This window comes from Borrelia nietonii YOR, from assembly GCF_023035795.1.
Lineage (GTDB): Bacteria > Spirochaetota > Spirochaetia > Borreliales > Borreliaceae > Borrelia > Borrelia hermsii.
Map to the genome: position 1 here is coordinate 57,547 of NZ_CP073157.1, position 23,911 is coordinate 81,457.

21 protein-coding genes and 12 pseudogenes are annotated in these 23,911 nt (G+C 32.8%); 23 read left to right on the top strand and 10 right to left on the bottom strand.

Annotation, left to right across the window (positions count from 1 at the left end):
- Positions 1-34: 34 nt before the first annotated feature.
- The 3 genes and pseudogenes from bhYOR_RS07330 (at position 35) to bhYOR_RS07335 (ending at position 1,802) form a co-directional block, all read left to right on the top strand.
- Positions 35-1,037, top strand: a pseudogene (locus tag bhYOR_RS07330) (variable large family protein).
- 135 nt (positions 1,038-1,172) lie between these two features.
- Positions 1,173-1,241, top strand: a pseudogene (locus bhYOR_RS08485) (Vsp/OspC family lipoprotein); the annotation flags it as partial.
- Positions 1,221-1,802: a Vsp/OspC family lipoprotein gene (locus bhYOR_RS07335; RefSeq protein ID WP_407933139.1), complete on the top strand. Its 582-nt coding sequence runs from the start codon at positions 1,221-1,223 to the stop codon at positions 1,800-1,802. The pseudogene bhYOR_RS08485 and the gene bhYOR_RS07335, both read left to right, overlap by 21 nt.
- A 230-nt stretch (positions 1,803-2,032) precedes the next feature.
- On the opposite strand, the gene bhYOR_RS07340 is transcribed toward bhYOR_RS07335, so the two are convergent.
- From bhYOR_RS07340 to bhYOR_RS07355, 4 genes and pseudogenes are all read right to left on the bottom strand, one after another.
- Positions 2,033-2,194: a variable large family protein gene (locus tag bhYOR_RS07340; RefSeq protein ID WP_206740962.1), complete on the bottom strand. Its 162-nt coding sequence runs from the start codon at positions 2,192-2,194 to the stop codon at positions 2,033-2,035.
- A 103-nt stretch (positions 2,195-2,297) separates the two neighbouring features.
- Positions 2,298-2,534, bottom strand: coding sequence for a variable large family protein (locus tag bhYOR_RS07345; protein WP_247088603.1), 237 nt, complete (start codon positions 2,532-2,534; stop codon positions 2,298-2,300).
- Positions 2,535-2,963: 429 nt separating this feature from the next.
- Positions 2,964-3,613, bottom strand: a pseudogene (locus bhYOR_RS07350) (Vsp/OspC family lipoprotein).
- 136 nt (positions 3,614-3,749) lie between these two features.
- Positions 3,750-3,920 (bottom strand): annotated as a pseudogene (locus bhYOR_RS07355) (variable large family protein); the annotation flags it as partial.
- A 274-nt stretch (positions 3,921-4,194) separates the two neighbouring features.
- Between bhYOR_RS07355 and bhYOR_RS08425 the strand changes: the two are divergent.
- Entirely contained in the window at positions 4,195-4,497 is a 303-nt protein-coding gene (locus tag bhYOR_RS08425) for a hypothetical protein (protein WP_051473580.1), read from the top strand.
- Between the two features lie 208 nt (positions 4,498-4,705).
- A pseudogene (locus bhYOR_RS08430) lies at positions 4,706-5,061 on the top strand (chromosome replication/partitioning protein).
- A gap of 312 nt (positions 5,062-5,373) precedes the next feature.
- Here bhYOR_RS08430 and bhYOR_RS07370 read toward each other — a convergent pair.
- From bhYOR_RS07370 to bhYOR_RS07380, 3 genes are all read right to left on the bottom strand, one after another.
- A complete protein-coding gene (locus bhYOR_RS07370) occupies positions 5,374-5,757 on the bottom strand; it encodes a hypothetical protein (RefSeq protein WP_247088605.1) in 384 nt (127 codons plus the stop codon).
- 488 nt (positions 5,758-6,245) lie between these two features.
- The gene (locus tag bhYOR_RS07375) at positions 6,246-6,674 is read right to left on the bottom strand and encodes an Mlp family lipoprotein (protein ID WP_247088607.1); all 429 of its coding nucleotides are present in this window, start codon (positions 6,672-6,674) and stop codon (positions 6,246-6,248) included.
- 30 nt (positions 6,675-6,704) lie between these two features.
- Positions 6,705-7,328: an Mlp family lipoprotein gene (locus bhYOR_RS07380; RefSeq protein WP_025434361.1), complete on the bottom strand. Its 624-nt coding sequence runs from the start codon at positions 7,326-7,328 to the stop codon at positions 6,705-6,707.
- A 170-nt stretch (positions 7,329-7,498) separates the two neighbouring features.
- On the opposite strand from bhYOR_RS07380, the gene bhYOR_RS07385 reads away from it, so the two are divergent.
- The 6 genes and pseudogenes from bhYOR_RS07385 to bhYOR_RS07410 all read left to right on the top strand — a co-directional run bounded on the left by bhYOR_RS07385 (position 7,499) and on the right by bhYOR_RS07410 (position 11,892).
- A complete protein-coding gene (locus bhYOR_RS07385; RefSeq protein WP_051473575.1) occupies positions 7,499-7,780 on the top strand; it encodes a DUF603 domain-containing protein in 282 nt (93 codons plus the stop codon).
- 114 nt (positions 7,781-7,894) lie between these two features.
- The gene (locus bhYOR_RS07390; RefSeq protein ID WP_155265633.1) at positions 7,895-8,056 is read left to right on the top strand and encodes a hypothetical protein; all 162 of its coding nucleotides are present in this window, start codon (positions 7,895-7,897) and stop codon (positions 8,054-8,056) included.
- Positions 8,057-8,570: 514 nt separating this feature from the next.
- A complete protein-coding gene (locus tag bhYOR_RS07395; protein WP_155265634.1) occupies positions 8,571-8,747 on the top strand; it encodes a hypothetical protein in 177 nt (58 codons plus the stop codon).
- A gap of 155 nt (positions 8,748-8,902) precedes the next feature.
- Positions 8,903-9,499, top strand: a pseudogene (locus bhYOR_RS07400) (variable large family protein); the annotation flags it as partial.
- A gap of 166 nt (positions 9,500-9,665) precedes the next feature.
- A pseudogene (locus tag bhYOR_RS07405) lies at positions 9,666-9,857 on the top strand (variable large family protein); the annotation flags it as partial.
- Positions 9,858-10,980: 1,123 nt separating this feature from the next.
- Positions 10,981-11,892, top strand: coding sequence for a P12 family lipoprotein (locus tag bhYOR_RS07410; protein WP_025434415.1), 912 nt, complete (start codon positions 10,981-10,983; stop codon positions 11,890-11,892).
- Positions 11,893-12,189: 297 nt separating this feature from the next.
- Here bhYOR_RS07410 and bhYOR_RS07415 read toward each other — a convergent pair whose 3' ends face one another.
- Together bhYOR_RS07415 and bhYOR_RS07420 are read right to left on the bottom strand one after the other, a co-directional pair.
- A complete protein-coding gene (locus bhYOR_RS07415) occupies positions 12,190-12,642 on the bottom strand; it encodes a hypothetical protein (protein WP_025434299.1) in 453 nt (150 codons plus the stop codon).
- Positions 12,643-13,037: 395 nt separating this feature from the next.
- Positions 13,038-13,241: a hypothetical protein gene (locus bhYOR_RS07420; protein WP_247088609.1), complete on the bottom strand. Its 204-nt coding sequence runs from the start codon at positions 13,239-13,241 to the stop codon at positions 13,038-13,040.
- A gap of 292 nt (positions 13,242-13,533) precedes the next feature.
- Between bhYOR_RS07420 and bhYOR_RS07425 the strand changes: the two genes are divergently transcribed.
- The 10 genes and pseudogenes from bhYOR_RS07425 (at position 13,534) to bhYOR_RS07465 (ending at position 21,873) form a co-directional block, all read left to right on the top strand.
- Positions 13,534-14,181, top strand: coding sequence for a Vsp/OspC family lipoprotein (locus bhYOR_RS07425; RefSeq protein WP_247088611.1), 648 nt, complete (start codon positions 13,534-13,536; stop codon positions 14,179-14,181).
- A 518-nt stretch (positions 14,182-14,699) separates the two neighbouring features.
- Entirely contained in the window at positions 14,700-14,999 is a 300-nt protein-coding gene (locus bhYOR_RS08435) for a variable large family protein (protein ID WP_407933140.1), read from the top strand.
- Positions 15,000-15,036: 37 nt separating this feature from the next.
- On the top strand, positions 15,037-15,195 hold the full coding sequence (locus bhYOR_RS08440; protein WP_157255296.1) for a hypothetical protein: 159 nt from the start codon (positions 15,037-15,039) through the stop codon (positions 15,193-15,195).
- A 145-nt stretch (positions 15,196-15,340) separates the two neighbouring features.
- Positions 15,341-15,430 (top strand): hypothetical protein, encoded by a 90-nt coding sequence (locus bhYOR_RS08445; protein WP_155265643.1) that lies wholly within the window; start codon positions 15,341-15,343, stop codon positions 15,428-15,430.
- A pseudogene (locus bhYOR_RS07440) lies at positions 15,406-16,094 on the top strand (variable large family protein); the annotation flags it as partial. The gene bhYOR_RS08445 and the pseudogene bhYOR_RS07440, both read left to right, overlap by 25 nt.
- A gap of 146 nt (positions 16,095-16,240) precedes the next feature.
- Positions 16,241-17,329, top strand: a complete 1,089-nt coding sequence (locus bhYOR_RS07445; RefSeq protein ID WP_247088615.1) for a variable large family protein — start codon at positions 16,241-16,243, stop codon at positions 17,327-17,329.
- Positions 17,330-17,430: 101 nt separating this feature from the next.
- A pseudogene (locus bhYOR_RS07450) lies at positions 17,431-18,432 on the top strand (variable large family protein); the annotation flags it as partial.
- Between the two features lie 277 nt (positions 18,433-18,709).
- A pseudogene (locus tag bhYOR_RS07455) lies at positions 18,710-19,660 on the top strand (variable large family protein); the annotation flags it as partial.
- Between the two features lie 171 nt (positions 19,661-19,831).
- Positions 19,832-20,451 (top strand): annotated as a pseudogene (locus tag bhYOR_RS07460) (Vsp/OspC family lipoprotein).
- 405 nt (positions 20,452-20,856) lie between these two features.
- Entirely contained in the window at positions 20,857-21,873 is a 1,017-nt protein-coding gene (locus tag bhYOR_RS07465; protein WP_247088623.1) for a variable large family protein, read from the top strand.
- 84 nt (positions 21,874-21,957) lie between these two features.
- Here bhYOR_RS07465 and bhYOR_RS08450 read toward each other — a convergent pair whose 3' ends face one another.
- The gene (locus tag bhYOR_RS08450; protein ID WP_407933141.1) at positions 21,958-22,245 is read right to left on the bottom strand and encodes a Vsp/OspC family lipoprotein; all 288 of its coding nucleotides are present in this window, start codon (positions 22,243-22,245) and stop codon (positions 21,958-21,960) included.
- On the opposite strand from bhYOR_RS08450, the gene bhYOR_RS07470 reads away from it, so the two are divergent.
- Both bhYOR_RS07470 and bhYOR_RS07475 read left to right on the top strand, forming a co-directional pair.
- Positions 22,244-22,672 (top strand): Vsp/OspC family lipoprotein, encoded by a 429-nt coding sequence (locus bhYOR_RS07470; RefSeq protein ID WP_241763820.1) that lies wholly within the window; start codon positions 22,244-22,246, stop codon positions 22,670-22,672. The two genes, bhYOR_RS08450 and bhYOR_RS07470, sit on opposite strands and share 2 nt — an antisense overlap.
- 265 nt (positions 22,673-22,937) lie before the next feature.
- A pseudogene (locus bhYOR_RS07475) lies at positions 22,938-23,887 on the top strand (variable large family protein); the annotation flags it as partial.
- Between the last annotated feature and the right edge of the window lie 24 nt (positions 23,888-23,911).

A 23,911-nucleotide genomic window follows, 5' to 3' on the forward strand; every position in this document is an offset into this window, starting at 1 on the left:
AAATAAAGTCAAGAAATAAAAAGCTTAAGTGTTGATGACTTTATTTATGGTATTAGTAAGCTGTAATAGCGGTGGGGTTGCGGAAGATCCTCAGAGTAAATTTTTAAAGTCAGTAATAGACTTAGGTAATGACTTCTTAAATGTGTTTACATCATTTGGAGATATAGTTTCCAAGGTATTAGGTTTTAGTACAGAGACAAAAATCTGATGTTGGGACTTATTTAAGACAGTACAAATACTATACAAGGCACTAAGGACAAGCTTAAAAAATTGTTGCTGACATGAAGAGAGAAGGAAATCCTAATGCAGCTGCAACTGAGACCGCAGTAAATAACTTAGTTACTACTACACTTGATAAGATAATTGACGGAGCAAAGATTGCTAGTGATGCTATTGGAGATGTTAATGATCCAATTGGTAATGTTGCTGCTGGTGGTGCTGGTGCAGCTGCTGGTGCTGTTGGGATTGATGTTGATAAACTAGTAAAAGGAATTAAGTCAATTGTAGATGTAGTACTTAAAGATGTAGGAAATGCTGATGCTGGAGATGATAAAAAGGCCGAAGATGGTTCTACCGCAAGAACTGCTGCTGATGGTGCGGGCAAACTATTTGCTAGTGATAACGCTGGTGCTAATGCAGCTGCTGCAAAAAAGTCAGCTGCTGATGCATCTAAAGCAGTTGGAGCTGTAACTGGTGCTGATATATTACAAGCTGTGGTGAAAGATGGTGCTAATGTTGTTGTTGAGGCTGCCAAGGCTAATGCAAAAGATGGGACTATAGCAGGAGCTATAACTTTAAGAGCAATGACTAAAGGTGGTAAATTTGCTAATGCTGTTGATGCTGCTAATGCTGATGTTGCTACTGCAGTTAAAGGAGCAGCGGTAAGTGCAGTAACTAAGGCATTAGATACATTAACTGTTGCGATAAGAAAAACAATTGACGCAGGCCTTAAAACAGTTAAAGAAGCTATGAAAATTAATGCTAATGATACTCCTATAAGTCCTGCTCAGAGCGCCCCTAAAGCTACTACTAACTAGTTAAGGCAAGTATAAAGGAAAAAGTTATTGTAAGGGAAACGCTTCTCTTGTGCTTTGTAGGGCATCAGAGCTATTAGCTAACGATAGTTCTGATGTTTAAACTAATGCATAAGTTAAAAGGAGGCACGTAAAAAAATGAGAAAAAGAATAAGTGCAATAATAATGACTTTATTTATGGTATTAATATCATGTAATAATGGAGGTCCAGAGCTTAAAAGTGACGAAGCAGCTAAGCCTGACGGAACAGTACTTGATTTGGCAAAAATAAGTAAAAAGATAAAAGATGCTAGTGATTTTGCAACAAGTGTTAAAGAAGTAGAGACCTTAGTTAAGTCAATAGATGAGCTTGCTAAAGCTATTGACCAAAAAGTTGATAATGCAACTCATCAACTTGCGGATGGTGCTGGTGAAAAAAATCATAATGGATCTTTAATTGCGAGAGCATTTCAAGTAATATCAACCGTACAAGTTGCATTAATAGCATTAGAAACAGAAGTTGGAATTCCTGATACACTTAAGAAAAAGGTTGGTGAAGCTAAGGTTAAAAGTAATGAATTTTTAAATAAGTTAGAGGAGTCAAAAGATCAGGTTGATGCAGCAAAAGCTATAGATATAATTAAGGGTGATGGCAGTAAAGGAGGTAATGAACTTAAGGCCCTCAACCAATTAGTTAGCGAGTTGTTAAAGGCTGCTGAGGATGCAGTAGAAGCTGCAATTAAGAAGCTTACGTTCCTACTTAAGGCAGACCTTGCTATATTTAGCTAAGGGATAAATAATTATTTATCCCTTAGCTAAATATAAGCTACTAAATGCTAGTCAAGTATTTTCAATAAAAGGAAAACAACTCTCATGTTTTACAGAGAACAAGCAAGAAGTTTTCTTAAAATAGCTTTATTTTTCAGTTTCTTACCTTTTAATTAAAAAAATCTTTTATTAGTTCTCAGCTTTAGAGGTCATCTTATCAGAATTCACAGGCGTATCATCAGGATCAATTTTCATAAAGTCTTCAATTGTTTAAGCCCTGCATTAATAGTGTTTCTTATTGCAATAGTTAGGGCATCTAATGTTTTAGTAACTGCACTTACTGTTGCGTTCTTTATTGCTTCCCTTGTATTGGCAGCATTGTCATCATTAGCGAATTTACCATCTTTAGCCATCGGTTCTTAAAGCTATAGTTCCTGCTATAGTCGTATCTTTAGCACTAACCGCTTTAGCTGCCAACATTGTCTTTAATAATAGCTTTTAGTATGTCAGCACCCGTTACTGCTTCCAACCGCCTTTGTTGCATCTGTTGCTGATTTCTTTGCATTGGCACCCAGCCCCAGCGTTATCCTTAGTAAATAGTTTTCCCGTTTCACCTTTATCAGAAGTTTTTGCTATAGAACTATCTTTAACTTTGTTAACATCACCAACATCAGCGCTTACTTTTTTAAGTGCCACTTCTACTATACTCTTAATCCCCTTTACTAGTTTATCATCATTACCAGCAAGCACCATCAGCAGTAGCAACATTACCAATGGGATCATTAGCATAAATATGCGCCCACTAGCAATCTTACCCCTTGGATGCTCTTATCAAGAGTGTCACTAACTAGTTTTTTCTGCCACTTTAGCTTCCTTTGCATTAGGATTACCTTTTCTCTTCATGTCAGATACAAGTTTCTCAAACTTTGTCTTAGTGCCTTATATTTAAAAATATTTGAATTAGAAAAAACACAATTTTAATCTAAGACTTGAAATCAGCGACATTCAATCTAAAAGCTAAAAAAGTAAATAAATCAAGTAGAGATAAATATAAATAACATCAAAAGCTAAGAGCATAGTGCTCCTAGCTTCCTATTTCTTTTTGACTTTATTTTTACCAGTCCTTACCTTTTACTTAATTAACTTATCTTGTAATAACTACTTAAATTACTTATCCTTTAGTTAAGACTTAGCGGGAACAATTGGCTTAGTAGGAGCAGCTGTAAGTTCTTTAATTGCCGCTGTTACTACATCATTAGCAGTCCTTAACAACTCATCTATTGTTGTATTTAATTCACCAAGCTCTTTTGCACCTTTAGTTTTAGAAGCATTATTTCTATCTATGGCTTCCTTTGCATTAGCACTAGAAACAGCTGCTGAAGCTGCGCCAAGGGTAGCATTTTCTGACTTCAATTTATTAAAAATGCTGTATTTTTCTGCTTAGCAGAAGTAATTTTATCCTTCATTCCAGCAAATTTTTCAGCGTTACCCTCCAATGCTGTCAATTTAGAGTCTGCATCAGACATTATTTGATATGCTCCTGCAAGCAATGTTCCATTTAAATTATCATTATCATCTTGAAGACCATCTGCTTGAATTTTCTTTTTAATAGCTTTAGCAAGCTCATCTACTGATTTAACCAAAGTATGAACTTCTTTAACACTTGTTGCAAAATCACTAGCATCTTTTATCTTTTTACTTATTTTCGCTAAATCAAGTACTGTTCCATCTGACTTAGCTACTTCGTCACTTTTAAGCTCTGGACCTCCATTATTACAGCTTACTAATACCATAAATAAAGTCATTATTATTGCACTTATTCTTTTTCTCATTTTTTTACGTGCCTCCTTTTAACTTATGCATTAGATTCAGCATCAAAACCATCGCAAGCAAATAATTTCCCTGTTTTACAGAGAACAAGAGAAGAGTTTCCCTTAAATGACTTTATATATTTCTTATTAATTTTGATTATTTACTTTTAACTTCAGAAGTGCTCTGCTCAGGACTTATAGGAGTATCATTAGGATTAATTTTCATAGCATCTTTAACTGTTTTAAGCCCTGCATTAATAGTGTTTCTTATTGCAATAGTCAATGTATCTAGTGCTTTAGTTGCTGCACTTGTTGCTGCTCCTTTAATTTCAATAAGCAACATCAGTAAATTAGTATTGTAAGTAAGAATATATAGGGTCTTAAAAGAAAGATTAGATATTAATGACTCCATTGTAAATCTTAATAACAATTTAGATTAATATCTAGTTACATAAATTTACTAGTGGATCTATATCCCTTAAAGAGTTGGAATTAAGAGATAATTTACTTTTTTTAAAAACAGAATATGATTACATAATAATTGATGCGCATCCTAGTTTGGGACTTACATTGGTAATGCATTACTGTCCGGTGATTATGTAATGGTTCCAATGACAGCTGAAAAGTGGTCAATTGAAAGTTTGGATTTGTTGGAATTTTATATGAAAAAGTTAAGGATAAAACTTTCGATTTCCATTCTTATGACAAGATTTAAGAAAAATAATACTCATAAACAATTATTAAAACATGTCCAGTCAAAAAAGGGATTTCTAGGGTTTACCCACGAAATAGGAGACTTAAATAAAAAAATCGCCAAAAATGAAAACTTTGATTTTAGCAAGGATTATATTAAGGAATACGAAGATGTGTTATTAAAATTTTTAAAACAAATAAGAATACATTAAGTATGATTATCGGGAATCCGGACGATTGTGTTAACGGAGGAGTTTATATGAAAATTGAACTAAAGAAAAGGGTTCTAGTAAATGAAAAAGATCCTGATGAGCAAAAATTATTGTCTACTAATGAAGAAAAACCCTTGTATTATAATGCTTTGAAAGATTAAAAGCCAATTTTAGAAAAGAAATTTTTCATAAAATAGATAGCATTAGAATTTTAAAGGAAATAAAAGATAATGAATATTATAAGTTAGAGGGATATAAAACTTTTGATACTTTTATAAAAAGTTATAGACTTGCAAAAAATCAAGTCTATGTTTATTTAAAAATAGCAAATACTATGGAAGAAGGATTGGTTGAAGAACAATATATAATTGAGAATGGTATCCATGATTCTCTTCACTATATACAAACTAAGGAAAATATAAAAATAAAAAACTTGGGACAAAATTTAATAAAGCCATTAAGGTTTCGACTTAAAACCAAGTAAGTTATGCTTTTTATAAGAAAAATGTAAAACTTACTGAGTTTATATTAGACAAACTGTTTTTGCATAAAAAAATTTACTAAAGGAATTTATGAATGAATTTAGAAATTTCGAAAAGTAGAAAAGCTTAAGATAGGAAATAGGATGTTAAATCTTTTTTCATTAATAGGAATACCAATGATTATAACCATTATTATATGTCTATAATAAGCAAATTCTTTATAAACAGAAAGGGTTATTGATAAGTGTTAAAAATCATTTAATTAAAAAAAATGTAAATTATTATTTTAAATAATAATTTACATTTTTGAAAAAGATAAGTACGCCTTTTGTCTTTTCCTTTGCTTGCAAAATGTTCTTGATGTATTTGCATAATAGCATCAAATTCAGACTCACTAATAACTACTTCTCTTTTTTGCTACATTAACACGAAGAGAATAGAATACTTCACCATCACAGCTTGTTTCTTTTGATACATCAGATAGTCTTACATTTTGTATCTCAACACCTCTGCAACCAGTAATACTTAAGATATATACAAACCATCCAGAGATTGGATTGATTTGTATAAGCTTTTTTATACATTTTTTTACTAGTCTGGTTGTTTTGTCATTTAGATAGAATCTTACAGTAGTGCTTTTTGATTGTTTTGAGGCTTTATTTTTATTCTTAAGTGTGCTTTTAAGTTGTGACAATTCTTCATTGAGGCGTTCATTTTGATTTATTGGTTCATTTATAAAGTTAAGATTATTCTTAGTTAAGGGTTTCTTTTCATGCATTTTATTGATAACTAAAGATTTTAAAAATCCTTAAAATTAGTTATAAAAATGTTAGCAAATACTTGTATTGTAAGTCAATTCTAACGTCGCTTCATTGCATATAAAATACCCCTCTAAGGTGCTTTATGTAGGAGTAAAAGGTGTTTTTAGAGACTGTAGTACAAGATATCTAGTGTACTTTAACCAATTCTTTACAAATACTTGAAAATATCCTCTACATATACTCTCTTCCTTATTTTAATAGCTTTGCACTTTGAAATGAAACGTATTGCCCTTTAAAATTTAACCTCTTTTTCTTTGTTAACCAATTGTTTACTTTTATAGTTGCTCTTACCATTTTTGTAACCAGTTTAATTTGTTTATCTTTACTACTTTTTCTAACAATTTCTATTCGTTTATTTTACTTCTTTGTTTTCTTTATCTTTGTTTGTAGCTTTACTCTCTTAAATCTTCCTTTCTTAAATATTATTTCTTAACTTATTATTTTCTTACCCCCCTGCTCCTGCTTGACAAGCGCTTGATGCTTGTTCCTTAAAATTATCTAAGTTTTCACCACCATTAAGAGCGCCCTTTACTACTTGTTTAAAAGTGTTTTTTTGCTCATTAGCATTATCACCTGTGCACTTTTCAAGTTCACTCTTTATATGTTCAAGTACAGATTTAATTTTATATTCATCATGGCTTAAAAGCTTGTTGAAATCACTTTCATTACCCAAAGCCTCTTTTAAGAAGTCTAAATTTGTTTTCTCGGTATCATTTAACTTTTCTCTTAATGCTTCTTCAGGTGTTTTTTGTACTTCTTGAGTTGCTTTTAAATCCCTTTTATTTTTACTTTTAATTTCTTTATCCTTATTGTTATTTTGATTGCAACTATTAATTAGTAGTAATAAAACCAAAATAAAATTAATTTTATTCATAACAAATCCCCTTATCTTTGTGATTTATTTTCATTGCCAATTTGCTGTAAGTCCAGCTACATGATTAGTTGAATCAAGTAATTCTTTTTTAAGACATTCAAACATTTCTTCATTATGATTTTTAGTAGATATATCGTTTAAAATCCCCCTAAAAAATTGCTCTATGTCATTATTGCCAGTGCCATACTTATTATCTGCATTATTACATTGATTATTGACTTTACAATCAATAGCATCACTTATATAAGAATCAAAAGTCTTATTATTTTCATGCTTTTTTCTTTTGTCTTCTAAGAATTCATAGACTTTAGTAAAAGCATTAGCTAATTCTTTTTGTTTTTGTATGTGACCATCAAGCCAAGTCCAAAAATTATTGCATTTACTCTTGTTACCGTTTTGACATCCTTGAATTTGGTCTTGTAATTTTTCAATTACTTTTTCAAACGCATGCTTTAAAGAGTCAAACTTCTTTTGCTCATCAGCAGTTAGAGTAATCTTTTCTTGTGTTTTATCATTTTCCTTTTGTAAATTATCCAAAGCTTTTTTAGCTCTACTGTGAGTCTGAGCTTCAGTAGGCACTATACTTACTTGATATCCTTTGCAACAGCATAAGAGTAATGTGCCACAAAGTATTAACCTTATAGGTTTACTCATGTAAATCTCCTTATCTTTGATATTTGTGATTTAACAATATATAGCAGTTTTTATCATGATGTATGAGCCTCTTGTAAGTATTAATTGTTTTTGTAAAGTTGATTATTTTGTTATAGAGTTTATGTTAGTTTTTGTTAAGTTTTGTTAACTTAGACTAGGGTTAAAGAGATATGGGAAGAGTAAAGAAGTCATTTGATGATTATATTGTGTATTTTAGAGAAGGGAGGCTTAATGACGTATCAATAGCAAAAGAGCTGGGAGTAAGTCGTGTTAATGCAGGAAAGATGAGACGCAAGTGGGAAGAGGTTAAGGGTGATCCTGAGTACGTTAAAGAAACTGCTAAGTTTACTATTCGTGAGGATATTTTCAATAATATGCTTGCATGTAGTTTAAAGGCCGAAGATGAGGCTAATAGACTTAAGAATCAAGTAGAGATTGAGAAGAAAAAATAGCATTGGGTTTTCTTAGCTCATTTGATAAGTATTGTCAGTTAGAATTACAAAAAAATGTTAAGAAAACTCTAAAACCCCATGATGAGATATTGAAATATAAGGAAGATATTACAAATGCAGATTTTGTTAAGTTTTGCAAGCTTAATGAACAAACTTGAGTTGAAGATGAGTGAACTTGATGAGTTTGAGAAGAATATTGCAAGTAAAAGATGTCTTTATGTTATTAAGAGCTGCTTTAAGCTTAAGTCTGTTCTAGATATTGGTAGATATAAATAGTAAGTGAATGGATATATAAAAGAAGTTTTTTCCTTAAATGGCAAAGAAAATATAAAAATAAGTATGGTATTGATATAGCAGAGTATATTAGGCCCCAAGCACTAGAGATTTATTTTAAAGGATTTGAGAAGACGCATTTAACTATGAAGCAATGTGAGGTGTTTAACTGTATTGAGAGAAATGGGCAAACTAAAATCATTCTTTGTAGTGGTATTGTATCTGGCAAGACATTTTTAGCATGTTATCTATTCTTAAAACCCTTACTTATAAATAGGAATTTGTACTGTGGGGGGACAAATAACTTTATTTTGGATAATTCATAAGAAGTTTAGGGATTAATGTTTAGGGCAGTTTGGAAAGATTACTAGTATATTAAAAGCGAAAATACAAGTAGTATAACAAAAAGTTAAGTAGCAAATACAGGCCATATAATAATAGGTAAAATGAATTCAAGTAATATTGCAGAAGTATGGGTAGCATATAAGAGTATGCATGGACTTAAGAGAAAAGATTTTTGATTTTAAGTAATTTTATGATGCTAGAGAGTGCTGTTAGTAGGGCTCTTATTTTTGAGGGGTATGTAATATTGCCCCCATTTGATCTTTCCCTTAAAATTTTTGCTATTAATGCTTCATTCCGTAAAAATTCAGCTATTTCCGTTAAGTTGGCACCACCAACTTCAATTTTGTGAACTTTTGTATTAAATGGTGTAGTTATTTTGCAATGTTTAGTGAGGTTGCATCATTAACGGCAACATCCAAATTGTTTTTAATGCTCGTATGATAGGGATAACTAAGCTTGAAGAGCATTGGGAAGTGTATTAGAGACTTGTAAAAGGCACGGAAAGTAGATATAGTGTTAAAATCAAATGAGGGTGATGGAGTAAAAGATGTAACTAGCCCTGCTGTTGACGATAAGAAGAAAATAGGGAAACTATTTGGTGATAAGACTGGTAATGGAGCAGAAGAAAAACATATAGCAGCGGCTAGTGCATCTATAGGCGTAGTGAGTGGAGTTGATATTCTTCAAGCTATAGCTAGGTCTAGTGATAAAGCGGCTTCTGGTAAAGCAAGTGAAGCCAAAGATGCAGCAGGACTTGCAATGGCTAATGGTGATTCTACTGAAACTACTGATTTAGATGAAGCAGCAAAAAAAGATGCAGTTATAGCAGCAGGGATAGCACTCAGAGCTATGGCTAAAGATGGTAAATTTATTGTAAAGGATACTGCTGCAAATAAGACTGAAGCTGAAGCCGCTAAAGGTGTAGCAGCAAGTGCAGTAGGTAAGACATTAAGTACTCTAATAATAGCAATAAGAAATACTGTTGATAGTGGTTTAAGAACAATAAATGAAGCACTAGCTACAGTTAAACAAGAAGATAAGTCAGCAGAAGCTACTAATACAGCAGAAGCAACAACTAGTGGGCAGCAAGCGAATAACTAGTTAAGGGTAAATATAAAGGATAAAGTCATTTAAGGGAAACGTTTCTCTTGTTTTCTGTGAGGTAGGAGAACTATTTGCTAGCGATGTTCTGTTGCTGGAACTAATGCATAAGTTAAAAGGAGGCACGTAAAAAAATGAGAAGAAGAATAAATTAAGTGCAATAATAATGACTTTATTTATGGTATTAGTAAGCTGTAATAGCGGTGGGGTTGCGGAAGATCCCCAGAGTAAATTTTAAAGTCAGTAATAGACTTGGGGGGATGATTTTTTAAATGTGTTCACATCATTTGGGGATATGGTTGCTGGTGCATTAGGTTTTAACACCAATACTAAAAAGTCTGATATTGGAGCTTACTTCAAGACAACAAGATACCGTTCAAGTTACTCAAACAGCCCTTAAAAAATGGATGATAAGTATGCTATGAAGATTAATGCTAATGATACGTCTATAAGTCCTGTTCAGAGCACCTCTAAAGCTACTATTAGCAATTAGTTAAATAAATACTAGATACTAAAATATGAAGTCATTTTAAGGAAAACACTTCTTTTGTCCTTGTATAAGGAAGGGAAGTGAGCTCTCCTTTTATTTTAAAAAACTTGCAATAAGATAGCTTAAAGACAACAAATGCTACTTTTAGTGGCTCTATTTTAGCTATAATAAGTTCGAAAATAAAAAACCCTATCATCTTTATGACAGATACTAAAGGAGGCAAAAGTTATTGATGTTAAGCTAAAAATCAAGCGTTATCGACTAAATTGAAATCCGATGCTGAACTATCCAGAACACTTTATTAAGCTCGATTTGAGTTAATTGATAGACTTTATCACTTAATTTAAGAAGAGCCTTGCGAATACCATCCAACATATAATCCAAAATTAAATCATACTTACTAACCTGAATTTGAATATACTTTATGTTGAAGATAATGTATTTGGACAGGGTAGTTTTGCTAAGATATTCCTTACATTTAAAATAAATATGCAGTGTTATTGCAGCGTATTTGCTCTTGGCTTTGGGTATACGTTTTCTTAAAGCACATTTTACTAAGATAAAGTTTTTATGGCATGTAAAATATTATATTACAATTACATAAGGGGGTTTTTTATGGGATATGCACAACCAGTAATTACATAGCAAATAGTTTTAAGTGAGCTTGCTAAAGGTTAAAAGAGCCAATGAGCTTAGAATTCAAAATTAATACAAAAGATTTATACAGGTGTTCGGTATTTTTTAGAAATTAAATCAAAAATGTAGCAGAAGCTCTTAGCTTCTGTTTTTATTTTTAACTTTTTTTATTTGATTTATAAATTTACTTAGTAAAATAATTTTATATAGCTTTTAATTGGCATAGATTAAAATAATTGCAATTTTATAAAATTATTTTTGCCATTTAAATTAAATGGTATATATTTATAAATAATTATTTTAATCCAATATTGAGACTCAATAATTGAGTAATTTAATATCCCAGGAGGCAAATATGAAGAAAAGTATTTTAACAGTATGTATGTTCATATTATTGTGTTTGTTATCATGTGATATAAATGCCCTTAATGATTTGCTAGGTGAAGCAAGGGAAAAATTTTTAGATGGAAACAAAAATAATAAAGATTTACACTATATACAAGGAAATCAAGATATTCAAGAAGAACAGGAAGAGATTGTCAATGGTCTTGAAGAGCGTGAGAGAATACAACAAGACATTGAAGTAGAACCTGTAGTGCCTGTTAATAAGATGACTTCAGTATTCCAATATTCTCAAGCAAAAATAGAGATAAAAGAAGAGGATTTAATTCCAAATACTAAAGAAGAAAAGGAAGCAGAAGCAGAAATTGAAAAGGTAAAAAGTGTTCTTGAGAAATCTGGATTCCAGCAATTAATTGAGAACGCACATAAACTTAAAAGTGAGTATGAACAATTAGAATCCGATTTACATGGTACATTTGCAGAACTCCAAACGAAACTCCAAGAGCAAATAGATTTGAAAAAAGTGAATCTTCGTAATAATTCCAATAGAACAAAGATACAGCGTTTAAAGAAATTACAAAATCAGTTAAAGATAAGTTTTGATCTTGAAAGACTTATAAGTCAAGTTGATAGTGGACTTAGTGGGTTAGAATCCGCAAGATTCTTCTTTGAGAAAGCACAAAAAAGTTTAAAAGAAGCTATTACCGAAAGATTAGAAAATGAGTTACGCAAAAATCGCTTTTTAAGAAGAGTAAACGGTAATTTGCCAAAACAATTATCCAGAGAAGCACGACGATATGCAGAAAATTCTTTAGAGCAGTTAGAATCTTCTTCTTTAGAGCTAAATGAGGCAATGGCGAAAAAGGAAGAGATAAAAAAACTTATTGAAGGAGCTAAATCTTATTTAGCAAGTCTTGTAAGATAAGGATGGCAAAGGTTTAAAATATGATTATGTATTTATTTTTTATGATATCTTAAGCGTAAGGATTATTGTTTTAAGTTGTTTTTGAAATCTTTTAAAGATTTTTATTATTATTGAGCAATAAACAGATTTTAAAGATACATGAAGATTGAATACTGAGAGTTAAAAAAAGAGAGATTTGTTAACTCAGGAATGTAAGGTTTATACAATAATTAAATGAGTATATATAAAAGTAAAGATAGTCTATAAATAAGCCTATCTTTACTTTTAATTTAAAGTACTTAATTGTTAAAGACAAATTTATCTAGCACTAGTAGTACCGTCAAGTAATCTTAGTACTTTCTTCAACTCATATTTAGTCTGTGGAGGTACTCTTTTGGGTGATTCTATTTCTTCGTATGCTTGATAATTAGTTTTATGACTTACTTGTACCTTTTCAAGCAAAGAGCTTACTTCTGCTTTAAGTTTTTCTAATTTTGTCTTTGAATCTAGATCGCTTTGGAAGTTACCAGGGTATTCAGGAATATTAGTAAGAGCTATAGCGTCATTTATACTTTCTTCAATTGCATTTAAAAGTTTTGTGAGATCTTCTGTTAACTTGTTTTTATTAAACTTAGATAATTTTGCTTGATACTCTTGTTTTTCCTTGTGTGTAAGTCTTATCTCATAATTAGGGTCTAATTTTATTGTAAGGAATTCAATTGTTCCCCAATCATATCTTATTTGTCTAGCTATTTCAAGTGCTTTCTTCACGCTATTTTTGGTTTTTCTTGAACGTGATTTGTATTCCCTGTCTAATCTTGCCTCTTCTTTATCGTCTTTGTCTTCATATTCTCCGTAGTTGTCATTGTCCTCTTCATCATCATCTTCCTGATCATAGTTGTTGTAATTGTAATCGTCTTCATTTTCCTCATAGTAATCTTGACTAAAACTGTTTTGTCCACTTAGGCTATATGCAGAGTCATAAGAGAAGTCAAAGCTATTTGAATCGATGATTTTATTGCCTTGAAGATAATTGCTACTTGAAGTGCTTTTAAAACTGCCTGGGTGTGCATTGTAATTAATGCCAACAGGGGATATTCTATTAAGATTTGGAAAATTTGTTTCCCCTTCTGTGCTTTGAAGAGTACTTTTTTTAGTAAAGCCACTTATTCTTTGTGGTAACTGATCTTTTTTTGTATGTCTTTTTTTCTTGACTTTTTAGGAATACTACTTTGATTAGCATTATCATAAGGATTAACAGTCTCTTTGCTAGTATCTAATACAGAATAAATTTTGCCGAGTAAATTAACGGATTTATCTTTAAGTTCACCATTAAGTAGTAAGTCACAACTAATAAAACTTAAAAGCAAACTTAAGCTTAAATACTTTGTCTTGTCATATATTTATCATATTTCCTTTTAATTTAGATTGATGCATTAAATATAAATCGGTTATCAAAGAATTCTAGAAAGAGTTAAAAATAAAATGTTTTAAGTAAGTTACTAGCTTCTTTTTATAAAGATAATAATTATTTTACTATTAAATAGTACAGAGTTGTTTATAAATTCCTTCCTTTCATTAATAATTAAAACTAAATATTTTGCAAATCTTTAGTTTTAATGCTGAAGCTAATGTATAAGTTAAAAGAAGGCACGTAAAAAAATGAGAAAAAGAATAAGTGCAATAATAATGACTTTATTTATGGTATTTATATCATGTAATAATGGAGGGCCAGAGCTTAAAAGTGACGAAGTAGCTAAGTCTGATGGAACAGTACTTGATTTAGCAAAAATAAGTAAAAAAATAAAAGACGCGGTTGAGTTTGCAGCAAGTGTAAAAGAAGTTCATACTTTAATTAAATCAGTAGATGAGCTTGCTAAAGCTATTGGTAAGAAAATTCAGCAGAACACCGATACCTTAGGTATTGATGGAGCCCATAATGGATCTTTAGTTGCAGGAGCATTTCAAGTGGTATTAACTGTAAAAGTTAAATTGGAAACGTTGGCAAAATTAGATGGGATTTCTAGTGAACTGAAAATAAAAGTTGATGATACTAAGGGTAAAGCTGAAGCATTCTTATCTAAAGTGAAAACAAAACATACTGATCTTGGTAAAGAAGGTGTTACTGATGATGATGCAAAAAAAGCCATAGATAAGAGTGATGCTACTAAAGATAAAGGAGCTTCTGAGCTTGAAGCACTCAACACAGCAATAGATGGGTTGTTAAAAGCAGCTGGGGGTGAAGTAGAAGCTGCAATTAAAGAGCTTACAATTCCTGTTAAAGCAGAAAAACCTTCTCAAAATAACTAATTAGGGAATAAATAATTTAAGTAGTTATTACAAGATAAGTTAATTAAGTAAGCTGTAAGAGCAGGGAGAAATAAAGTCAAAAAAGAATAGGAAGCTAGGAGCGTAATGCTTTTAGCTTCTGATGTTATTTAGGGAGTGTTTGATTGTATATAAAATTGTTTATATGAGTAAAGATTGAATATAAATAATTGTAAGTGTTGATATTAAGAGTATGTTTTTATTGTAATCAAATAAGTTAAAAGTAAGCTAAGTTTGTGTAAGTAAAACAGAAACATGAAAAACAGGATAATAATGAGTTATATCATATGTCAATACCAAAAAGTCATTGTGGGTTTTTATTTTTTATGATATAGGGAAGGCACGAAATAATGAAGAAGAATATGCTAAGTGAAATGTTAAACTTTATTTGTGGTATTAGTGAGTTGTAATTGCTGAAGCAGAGGAGCCTAAGACTGTGTTTTTAAAGTCAATAATAGGCTTAGGTAATGACTTTTTAATGTATTTGCTTTTTTGGAGATATAGTTGCCAAGGTATTAGGCTTTAATACAGAGACAAAAAAGTCTGATGTTGGAGCTTCCGTTAAAGAGATTCAAGATACTGTTCAAGGTACTAAGGAAGTCCTTCAAAATGGTATTAGACTGAAGAGTGAAGGTAATCCTAATGCTGTTGCAGTTGAAACCGCTGTAACTAATTTAGTTACTACTACTCTTGATAAAATAATCCAAAGAGCTAAAACTGCTAGTGAGGTTATTGGTACTATAGGTGATGATTTAATTGGTAATGTTGCTAACTGTTGGTGTTGGTGTTGCTGGTACTGAGGTTTCAAGCTTAGAAAGGGAATTAAATCAATTGTAGATGTGGTACTTGGTAAGTGTTGATGCTGGGAATGATAAGAAAGCTAGTGATGGTTCTACAGCAATAACTGTTAATGGTGGAACCGATGAAGCAGGTAAGTTGTTTGGTAATGCTGTTATTGATTCTTCTGATAATGCAAAAAAGTTGCAGTTGATGTAGCTAAGGCAGTAGGAGCAAGTAAACTGGTGCTTATACTGCAAGCTATAGTGCAAGCTATTTAAGGATGGCAGTGAGGGGATTTTACTAATGCGACTAAGGCTAATGAAAAGATGCAACTATAGCAGGTGCTATTGCACTGCGAGCAATGGCTAAGGAAGGTAAATTTTCTAATGATGCTGTTGCAAAGAAAGCAGCTAGTGGGTTATTGGTGGAGCATCAATTGGTGGGGTTGTAAAGGCTAATGCTGTTGGGACTACTACTGATTCAGAGAGTATAAAGAACCTTGTTGAAGGGATAAAAGAAATTGTTGATTTGGTTATAAAAGAGGGTGATGGACAAGCAGATAAAACTACTCCGGTTGAAGATGATAAAAAGAAGATTGGTAAGTTATTTGGGGGTAAGAATGGTGATGCTAATGGTGGTGCTGAAGATAAACATACAGCGGCAGCAAGTGCATCAATAGGAGCTGTAAGTGGTGCTGACATCTTAAAAGCTATTGCTGCTGCTGATCCTAGTGCTAAGAGAGATGGTAAAATTAATGAGGCTAGTGATGCAGCTGCTCTGGCTTTAGCTAAGGGTACTTCTGCTGATAATGAGGATCAAATTAAGGATTCAGCAAGGAAAGATGCTATTATTGCAGCAGGAATAGCATTAAGAGCAATGGCAAAGGATGATAAATTTATTGTTAAGGATACTTGCTGCAAATAATACTGAAGCTGCTAAAGGTGCAGCAGCAAGTACAGTAGGTAAGACCTTAAGTACTCTAATGATTGCAATAAGAAATACTGTTGATAGTGGTTTAAGAACAATAAATGAAGCATTAGCTACAGTTAAATAAGATGAAAAGTCCGCAGAAGTTACTAGTATCTGCAGAATCAACAGCTAGTGGACAACGGTAAAGAACTAGTAGCAAAATAGATACTAAAGGATAAAGTAATTGTAAGGGAAATTCTTCTCTTGTTTTCTGTAAAGCAGGAAAATGTCTGCTTAACGATAGTCTTGGAGCTGAGGCTAATGCATAGGTTAAAAGGAGGCACGTAAAGAAATGAGAAAAAGAATAAGTGCAATAATTAATAAGTTAAATATAAGTATAATGATGATGATAGTTGTTCTAATGATAGGATGTGGACAACAGGCAGTAGAAGCAGGGAAGACCGGAGCAGCAGGAGGAGAGAAACAAGGGGCTGGAAGTTTAAGTGAAGTACTAATGGAAGTGGGTAGAAGTGCTGAAAATGTCTTTTATTCATTTTTAGAGTTAGTTTCAGATGCTTTAGGTTTTACTGCTAAATCAACTACAAAAAAGAGTGATGTAGGAGATCATTTTATTGCTTTAGGTAAAAAACTTGGACAAGCATCAGAAGAGTTAGAAGAAGTAGCAAAAAAGTCAGAAATAGAAGAATCTAAAGATGGACCAATAGCTGTAGCAATTAGAGCAGTAGTTGATACAGCTAAGACTACTTTAAGTACATTAAAAGGTCATTTAGAATCCTTAAAAGGGATAGGTGATGACAAAGTAGTAGGTTGGGCAGAAAATGATCAACAAGGAATCAAACCAGCTGATGATGGATTGAATAAATTCCTTAATGCATTGCAGTCAATAGTAAAGGCAGCAACAGATGCAGGTGTTTTAGCGCCAAAAGCAGGGAATACAACATTGACAGTAAATGGGGTAGATAATAAGGATGGTGCTAAGGTATTAGCTATAGATAAACCAGGGGCAGCAGTAGGAGAAAAAGCATCATTAATAGTATCGGCAGTAAGTGGAGAGGAAATACTAGCATCAATAGTTGCGTCAAAAGAAGGTGATCAAGCACTAGGAGCAGCTGCAGATGGAACTACAACTGCAATGAGCTTTGCAAAAGGAGGAACAAAGGACAACCTATCAAATGCAAATACACCAAAAGCAGCAGCAGTAGCAGGAGGAATAGCACTACGTTCCTTAGTTAAAGATGGTAAATTAGCTTCACATAATGATAATAGTGAAAAAGCAGTACAAGCAGCAGGAGTAACTGCGGCAAATAAATTATTAGTAGCAGTGGAAGATATAATTAAGAAGACAGTAAAGAATGTTCTTGAAAAAGTAAAGCAGGAAGTAGATAAAGCAAGAGCCCCAAAAGCAACGGGTCAGCAATAAGATAGATAGTTAAATTAATTACTTAAAAGTAAGATTAGAAGGCAATCTTAGAGATAAATCCAGGATGTCTTCTATATTGTTGTAATGAAAAATGAGAAGTTAAATTGGCTGCTGAATCTAAAAATTCTTTCTTAGATTCATTAGTGAAGATAGGGCAAGGATTTCAAGATATATTTGGAATTTTTGGAAATGCAATAAGTGATGCATTAGGATTTAATGCAGTTAAATCTGGTGATAAGAGAAGTAAAGTAGGAGAACACTTTGAAAGAATAAAAAAAGGTTTAGGTGATGCTAAGGATAAGTTAAAAGAGTTATCAGGTGAAATATCTGAAGCAAAAAATGCTAATAGCAGCACAATTGAAGCTGTTAAGGGTGCAATTAGAGGATCGGGTGATGTCTTTGATAAATTAATTGCTGCTCTAACTAATTTGGCTGGTGTCACTAAGGACAATTCTCTGCTTGGCGATACTTCTAATAATGCTGCTGCAGTTGCAGCTGATGCAAATGATGTTAAGACTATTATTGAAAATGTAAAAACAATTATTGAGGTAGTAGATAAGTCTGAAGTAAAGATTGAAAAGGGCAGTGAAGGTAATGCAGTGGCTGGCAATGCTGATACGAATGCCCCTGCTGTATTGACACACAATGCTGCTGCTGGTCAAGGAGCAACTGCAAAACTAGCAGATGAAGTATCTAAAGCAGATCCATGGGCAATTATTGATAAGATAAAAGATGCTACAATTAATACTGGTGTTCTTACTGCTGCTACCAATTATGGTGCTGGAGAACTAGCTACTGGTGGTGTTGTTGCTAATGGTGCTGGAGCTAAAACCAATGCAGACTTAGCAGCAGCTGTTGCACTAAAGTCTATGACTAAGACTGGTAAACTTAGTGCTCATAATGGTAATAATGAAGCTGATGTAGCAAAAGCAGCAGCTGTAAGTGCAGTAAATAAGGTGTTAGGAGTACTTGATTTTATAATTAGGAAAACAGTAAGTAGCAATCTAGATAAGATAAGAGAAGCTGTTAAGGGAATAAAGTACTCTGAAACTACTGGTGAAGCTACTGAGTCTGATACTGCCCAACCTACTGCTATTAAATAAATCATAAAACTAAAAATATAAAGTTATTGTAAGATAAGTTAATTAAGTAAGCTGTAAGAGCAGGTAAAAATAAAGTCAGAAAGGAATAGGAAGCTAGGAGCGTAATGCTTTTAGCTTTTGATGTTATTTAGGGAATGTTTACTTGTATATAAAATTATTTATATGAGTAAAGATTGAATATAAATAATTGCAAGTATGATATTAAGAGTATGTTTTTATTGTAGGTTAAGATTTTAAAAATTGGTTAAATAAAATGATAGCGATCCAAAGTAATAAGTTTTTAACATCTATAGCTAATTTAGGAAAAGGTTTCTTAGATGTTTTTGTGACTTTTGGAGATATTGTTATTGGAGCTTTTGGTATTAAGGCTGGAACTAAGAAAAGTGATATAGGGAAGTATTTTACTGATATTGAGAGCACTATGACAACAGTTAAAGAGAAGTTGCAAGATGAAGTTGCAAAGAATGGTAATTACGTAAAAGTTAAAACAGTTGTTGACAAGTTTGTTGCAGATGTTTTAGACAAGATTGCAGAAGGGGCTAAAATTGCTGCTAGTGGGGCTACTGGCACTAGTAGTGAGTTAATTGGGAGTGCTACTAAAAATTCTGGTGCTACGGCTCCCAAAGCGGATTCAATAAACACGTTAGTTAAAGGGATTAAAACTATTGTTGACGTGGTTTTGAAAAAGGATGAGGGGAGTGCAGAGGCTACAAAGACAGCAGAAGATGATAAAAAGGATATTGGCAAATTGTTTAGTACCACTGCTGATGATGGAACAGAATCACACGCGGCAGCAGCAAGTGCATCAATAGGAGCAGTAACTGGGTCTGATATTCTTCAAGCTATTGCTAAGTCTGGTGAAGCCACTAGTGAAGCTAAGATTGAAACGGCAAAGGATGCTGCAGGTATTGCTGCTGCTAAAAAAGAAGATGATAAAGAATTTGGGATAGCATCAGCAAAGAAAGATGCAGTAATAGCAGCAGGGATTGCACTGCGAGCAATGGCTAAAGGTGGTAAATTAGCTGCTAAGAATGAAGAGAAATCTGCTAATGCAGTAAATGGAGCAGCAGCAAGTGCAGTAGGTAAGACATTAAGTACACTTATAATAGCAATAAGAAATACAGTTGATAGTGGATTAAAAACAATAAATGAAGCATTAGCTACAGTTAAACAAGAAGATAAGTCAGCAGAGGCTACTGAACCTGTAGAGACTGAAAAGAAAAAATAAGAATAAAGAATTATTAATAAACATAACTAAATAAAGTCATTTAAGGAGAACTCTCTTCTATTGCTCTTGATGCATGAGAGGTATTTCCTTATTTATATCTAGCCCCTTTACTTAAATAGAGTAATAAAGGAGGCACGGAAGAAAAAGAGGAAAAGAATAAGTGAAATAATAATGACTTTATTTATGGTGTTTATGTCATGTAATAATGGAGGTCCAGAGCTTAAAAGTGAGGAAGTAGCCAAGTCTGACGGAACAGTATTTGATGTAGCAAAAATAAGTAAAAAAATAAAAGAGGCTGTTGAGTTTTCAAAAGATGTTAAAGAAATAGCAATCCTAGTTAAGTCAGTAGATGAGCTTGCTAAAGCTATTGGGAAAAAAATTCATAACGATGGTTCTCTTACTACTGAAGATGGTAAGAATGGCTCATTACTTGCAGGGGTACATAGTGTAATATCAGCCGTAAAGACTAAATTGGGATCATTGGAACAAAAAGCTATTGGAGAATTTGCTGGAATGAAGGTTCAAGTTGTTGCTATTAAGACTGCAAGTATAGATTTATTAAATAAATTTAAAGATAAAAATGCTGAACTTGGGAAAAACGAGGTTAGTAATGACGATGCGAAAGCTGCCATACTTGTAAGTAATGCCATTAAAGATAAAGGAGCTTCTGAGCTTAAGCACTCAACACAGCAATAGATGGGTTGTTAAAGGCTGCTAATGGTGCAGTAGAAGCTGCAATTAAAGAGCTTACAACTCCTGTTAAAGCAGAAAAACCTTCTCAAAATAACTAATTAGGGAATAAATAATTTAAGTAGTTATTATAAGATAAGTTAATTAAGTAAGCTGTAAGAGCAGGGAGAAATAAAGTCAAAAAAGAATAGGAAGCTAGGAGCGTAATGCTTTTAGCTTCTGATGTTATTTAGGGAGTGTTTGATTGTATATAAAATTGTTTACATGAGTAAAGATTGAATATAAATAATTGCAAGTATGATATTAAGAGTATATTCTTATTGTAATCAAATAATTAAATACTTTAAAAGTAAGTTGAGTTTGTGTAAGCAAACTAAAAGCATAAAGATTCGCGTATAATAAGTTTTATTTTATTTCAATGCCAAAAAGTCATTGTGGGGTTTTATTTTTTTATGATAATAGGAAGGCATAAAATAATGTGTTAAGTGAAATGTTAAACTTTATTTATGGTATTAGTAAGTTGTAATAGCGGTGGGGTTGCGGAAGATCCTAAACATGTGTATTTAACATCTATAGCTAATTTAGGTAAAGGGTTTTTAGATGTTTTTGTGACTTTTAAAGATATGGTTGCGGGTGCGTTTGGCATTAAGGCTGATACTAAGAAAAGTGATATAGGGAAGTATTTCACTGATATTGAAAGCACTATGACAACAGTTAAAGAGAAGTTGCAAGATGAAGTTGCAAAGAATGGTAATTACGTAAAAGTTAAAACAGTTGTTGACAAGTTTGTTGCAGATGTCTTAGATAAGATTGCAGCAGGAGCAAAGGAAGCAGCTAAAGGTGCAACAGGAGAAGATAAGATTGGTAATGCTACTTCTGCTGGGCATGGAGCCAGTCCTGCTGACAAGGACTCTGTGATCTCATTAGTTAAAGGAATTAAGACTATTGTTGATGTGGTATTAAAAGATGAGGGGGATGCAGGAGCTACTAAAACAGGAGAGGATAAAAAGGACATTGGCAATCTATTTGCTGATGATAATGGCAAAGCTGATGCCAAAGAAGAAAATATTGCAAAGGCATCAGCTAGCATTGGTGCGGTGACTGGTGCTGATATCTTGAAAGCTATAGCTAAATCTAAAGAAGATCCTACTGCAAATAGTACTGATGGAATTGAAAAAGCGGCAGATGCAGCAGAAATTGCCATTGCTCCGGCTGTTGCTGACAAGAAAGAAATTAAAGAAGCAGAAGCAAAGAAAGATGTAGTAATAGCAGCAGGGATTGCACTGCGAGCAATGGCTAAGGACGGTAAATTTGCTGCTAATAACAATGCTAAAGATGCTGATGCAGTAAATGGAGCAACAGCAAGTGCAGTAGGTAAGACACTCAGTACACTTATAATAGCAATAAGAAATACAGTTGATAGTGGATTAAAAACAATAAATGAAGCACTAGCAGCTGTTAAACAAGAAGATAAGTCGGCGGAAGCTACTAATACTGCAGAAGCAACAACTAGTGGGCAGTAAATAAAGAACAAGTTAAGGATAAGTATAAAGGATATAAAGTCATCGTAATGAAAACTCTTTTTTTCTTTCTGTGAAACAGGGAGACTATTTGGCTAGCGGTAGTTTTGATGCTGTAGCTAAGCATAAGTTAAAAGGAGGCATGTAAAAAAATGAGAAAAAGAATAAGTGGATAATAATGACTTTATTTATGGTATTAGTAAGCTGTAATAATGGAGGTCCAGAGCTTAAAAGTGACGAAGCATCTAATAAAGTATGAACTTCTTTAACACTTGCTGCAAAATCACTAGCATCTTTTATCTTTTTACTTATTTTTGCTAAATCAAGTACTGTTCCATCTTTAGTTAAGTCTATTGATGAGCTTGCTAAAGCTATTGGTAAGAAACTTCAAAATAACGGTACTCTTACTGATGATGGTAGTACTGATAAAAATACTTCATTAATGTCAGGAGTTTATAGTATTGTATTAGATCTAGACAAGAAATCAAAAGCTTTAAGCGTTTTGGAATCTTTTAAGGAACAAAGTTTGGATGAAAAGGTAACTAATTTTACAATTGCAACTAAGGCATTTCTGGATAAACTCAAGAGCAAACATGCTGAGTTAGGGGTTGATCAAGGAGCTGCTACTAAAGATAATGCCCAAAAAGCTATAGATTGTGTAAATCAAGTTAATGGGGAGAATGGAGCCGCTGAACTTATTAAGCTCAACAAATCAGTTGATGAGTTATTAAAGGCAGCTAATGAGGCGGTAGAAGCTGCAATTAAAGAGCTTACAACTCCTGCTAAACCTTCTAATAATTAAGGTATAAATAAGTTCAATATTATTACAAGGGAAGTTATTAAGGTAAAATGTAAGAGCTGGGGAAAATAAAGTCTATAAATAATAATCTGGGAGTTTATTCTCTTAGCTTATTTTGTTTTTTATTCCTATATTTACTTGTTTTACTACATTATTATACTTCTTAGATTATTTTGATGACTTTTATCTTTTAGATTACATTTATGGCTTGATTTTACCTTATTTTATAACTTAATGAAAACTTAGATTTCTTTAATTAACAGATCCTCAGAGTAAATTTTTAAAGTCAGTAATAGACTTAGGTAATGATTTTTTAAATGTGTTTACATCATTTGGAGATATAGTTGCCAAGGTATTAGGATTTAGTACAGAGACAAAAAATCTGATGTTGGAGCTTATTTTAAGACAATGCAAGATACTATACAAGGTACTAAGGACAAGCTTAATAAAATTGTTGCTGACATGAAGAGAGAAGGAAATCCTAATGCAGCTGGAACGGAGACCGCTGTTAACAAACTGGTTAGTGAAACACTTGATAAGATCATTGACGGAGCTAAGACTGCAAGTGATGCTATTGGAGATGCTAGTGACCCAATTGCTAATGTTGCTGAACCTAATGGTGGGGCTGGTGCTTCTGGGATTGAGGTTGAGAAGCTAGTAAAAGGAATTAAGTCAATTGTAGACGTGGCACTTGATGACAAAGAAGGAAATGCTGATGCTGGTACCGATAAAAAGGCTACAGATGGTTCTACTGCAAGGACTAATGGCAATGCTGCTGATGGTGAAGCAGGAAAGTTATTTGCTACTGCTAATGCTGGCACTGCTGAAAATGCAAAGAAGTCAGCAGCTGATGCATCAAAAGCTGTTGGGGCTGTAACAGGGGCTGATATACTAAAAGCTATGATTAAAAATGGTGGTGATGCTGTTAAATTAGCTAAAGAAACAACTGGTAATGCTACTACTCCTAAGGATGGAACTATAGCAGGAGGTATGGTGTTAAGAGCAGTGGCTAAAGGTGGTAAATTTGCTAATGCTAGTGATGCTGATGCTGAAGGAGTTATTGCTACTGCAATTAGAGGCGCAGCAGTAAGTGCAGTTACTAAGGCATTAGATACATTAACTATTGCAATAAGGAAAACAATTGACACAGGACTTAAAACAGTTAAAGAAGCTATGAAAATTAATACTAATGATACTCCTATAAGTTCTGAGCAGAGCACCCCTATAAGTTATTGTAAGGGA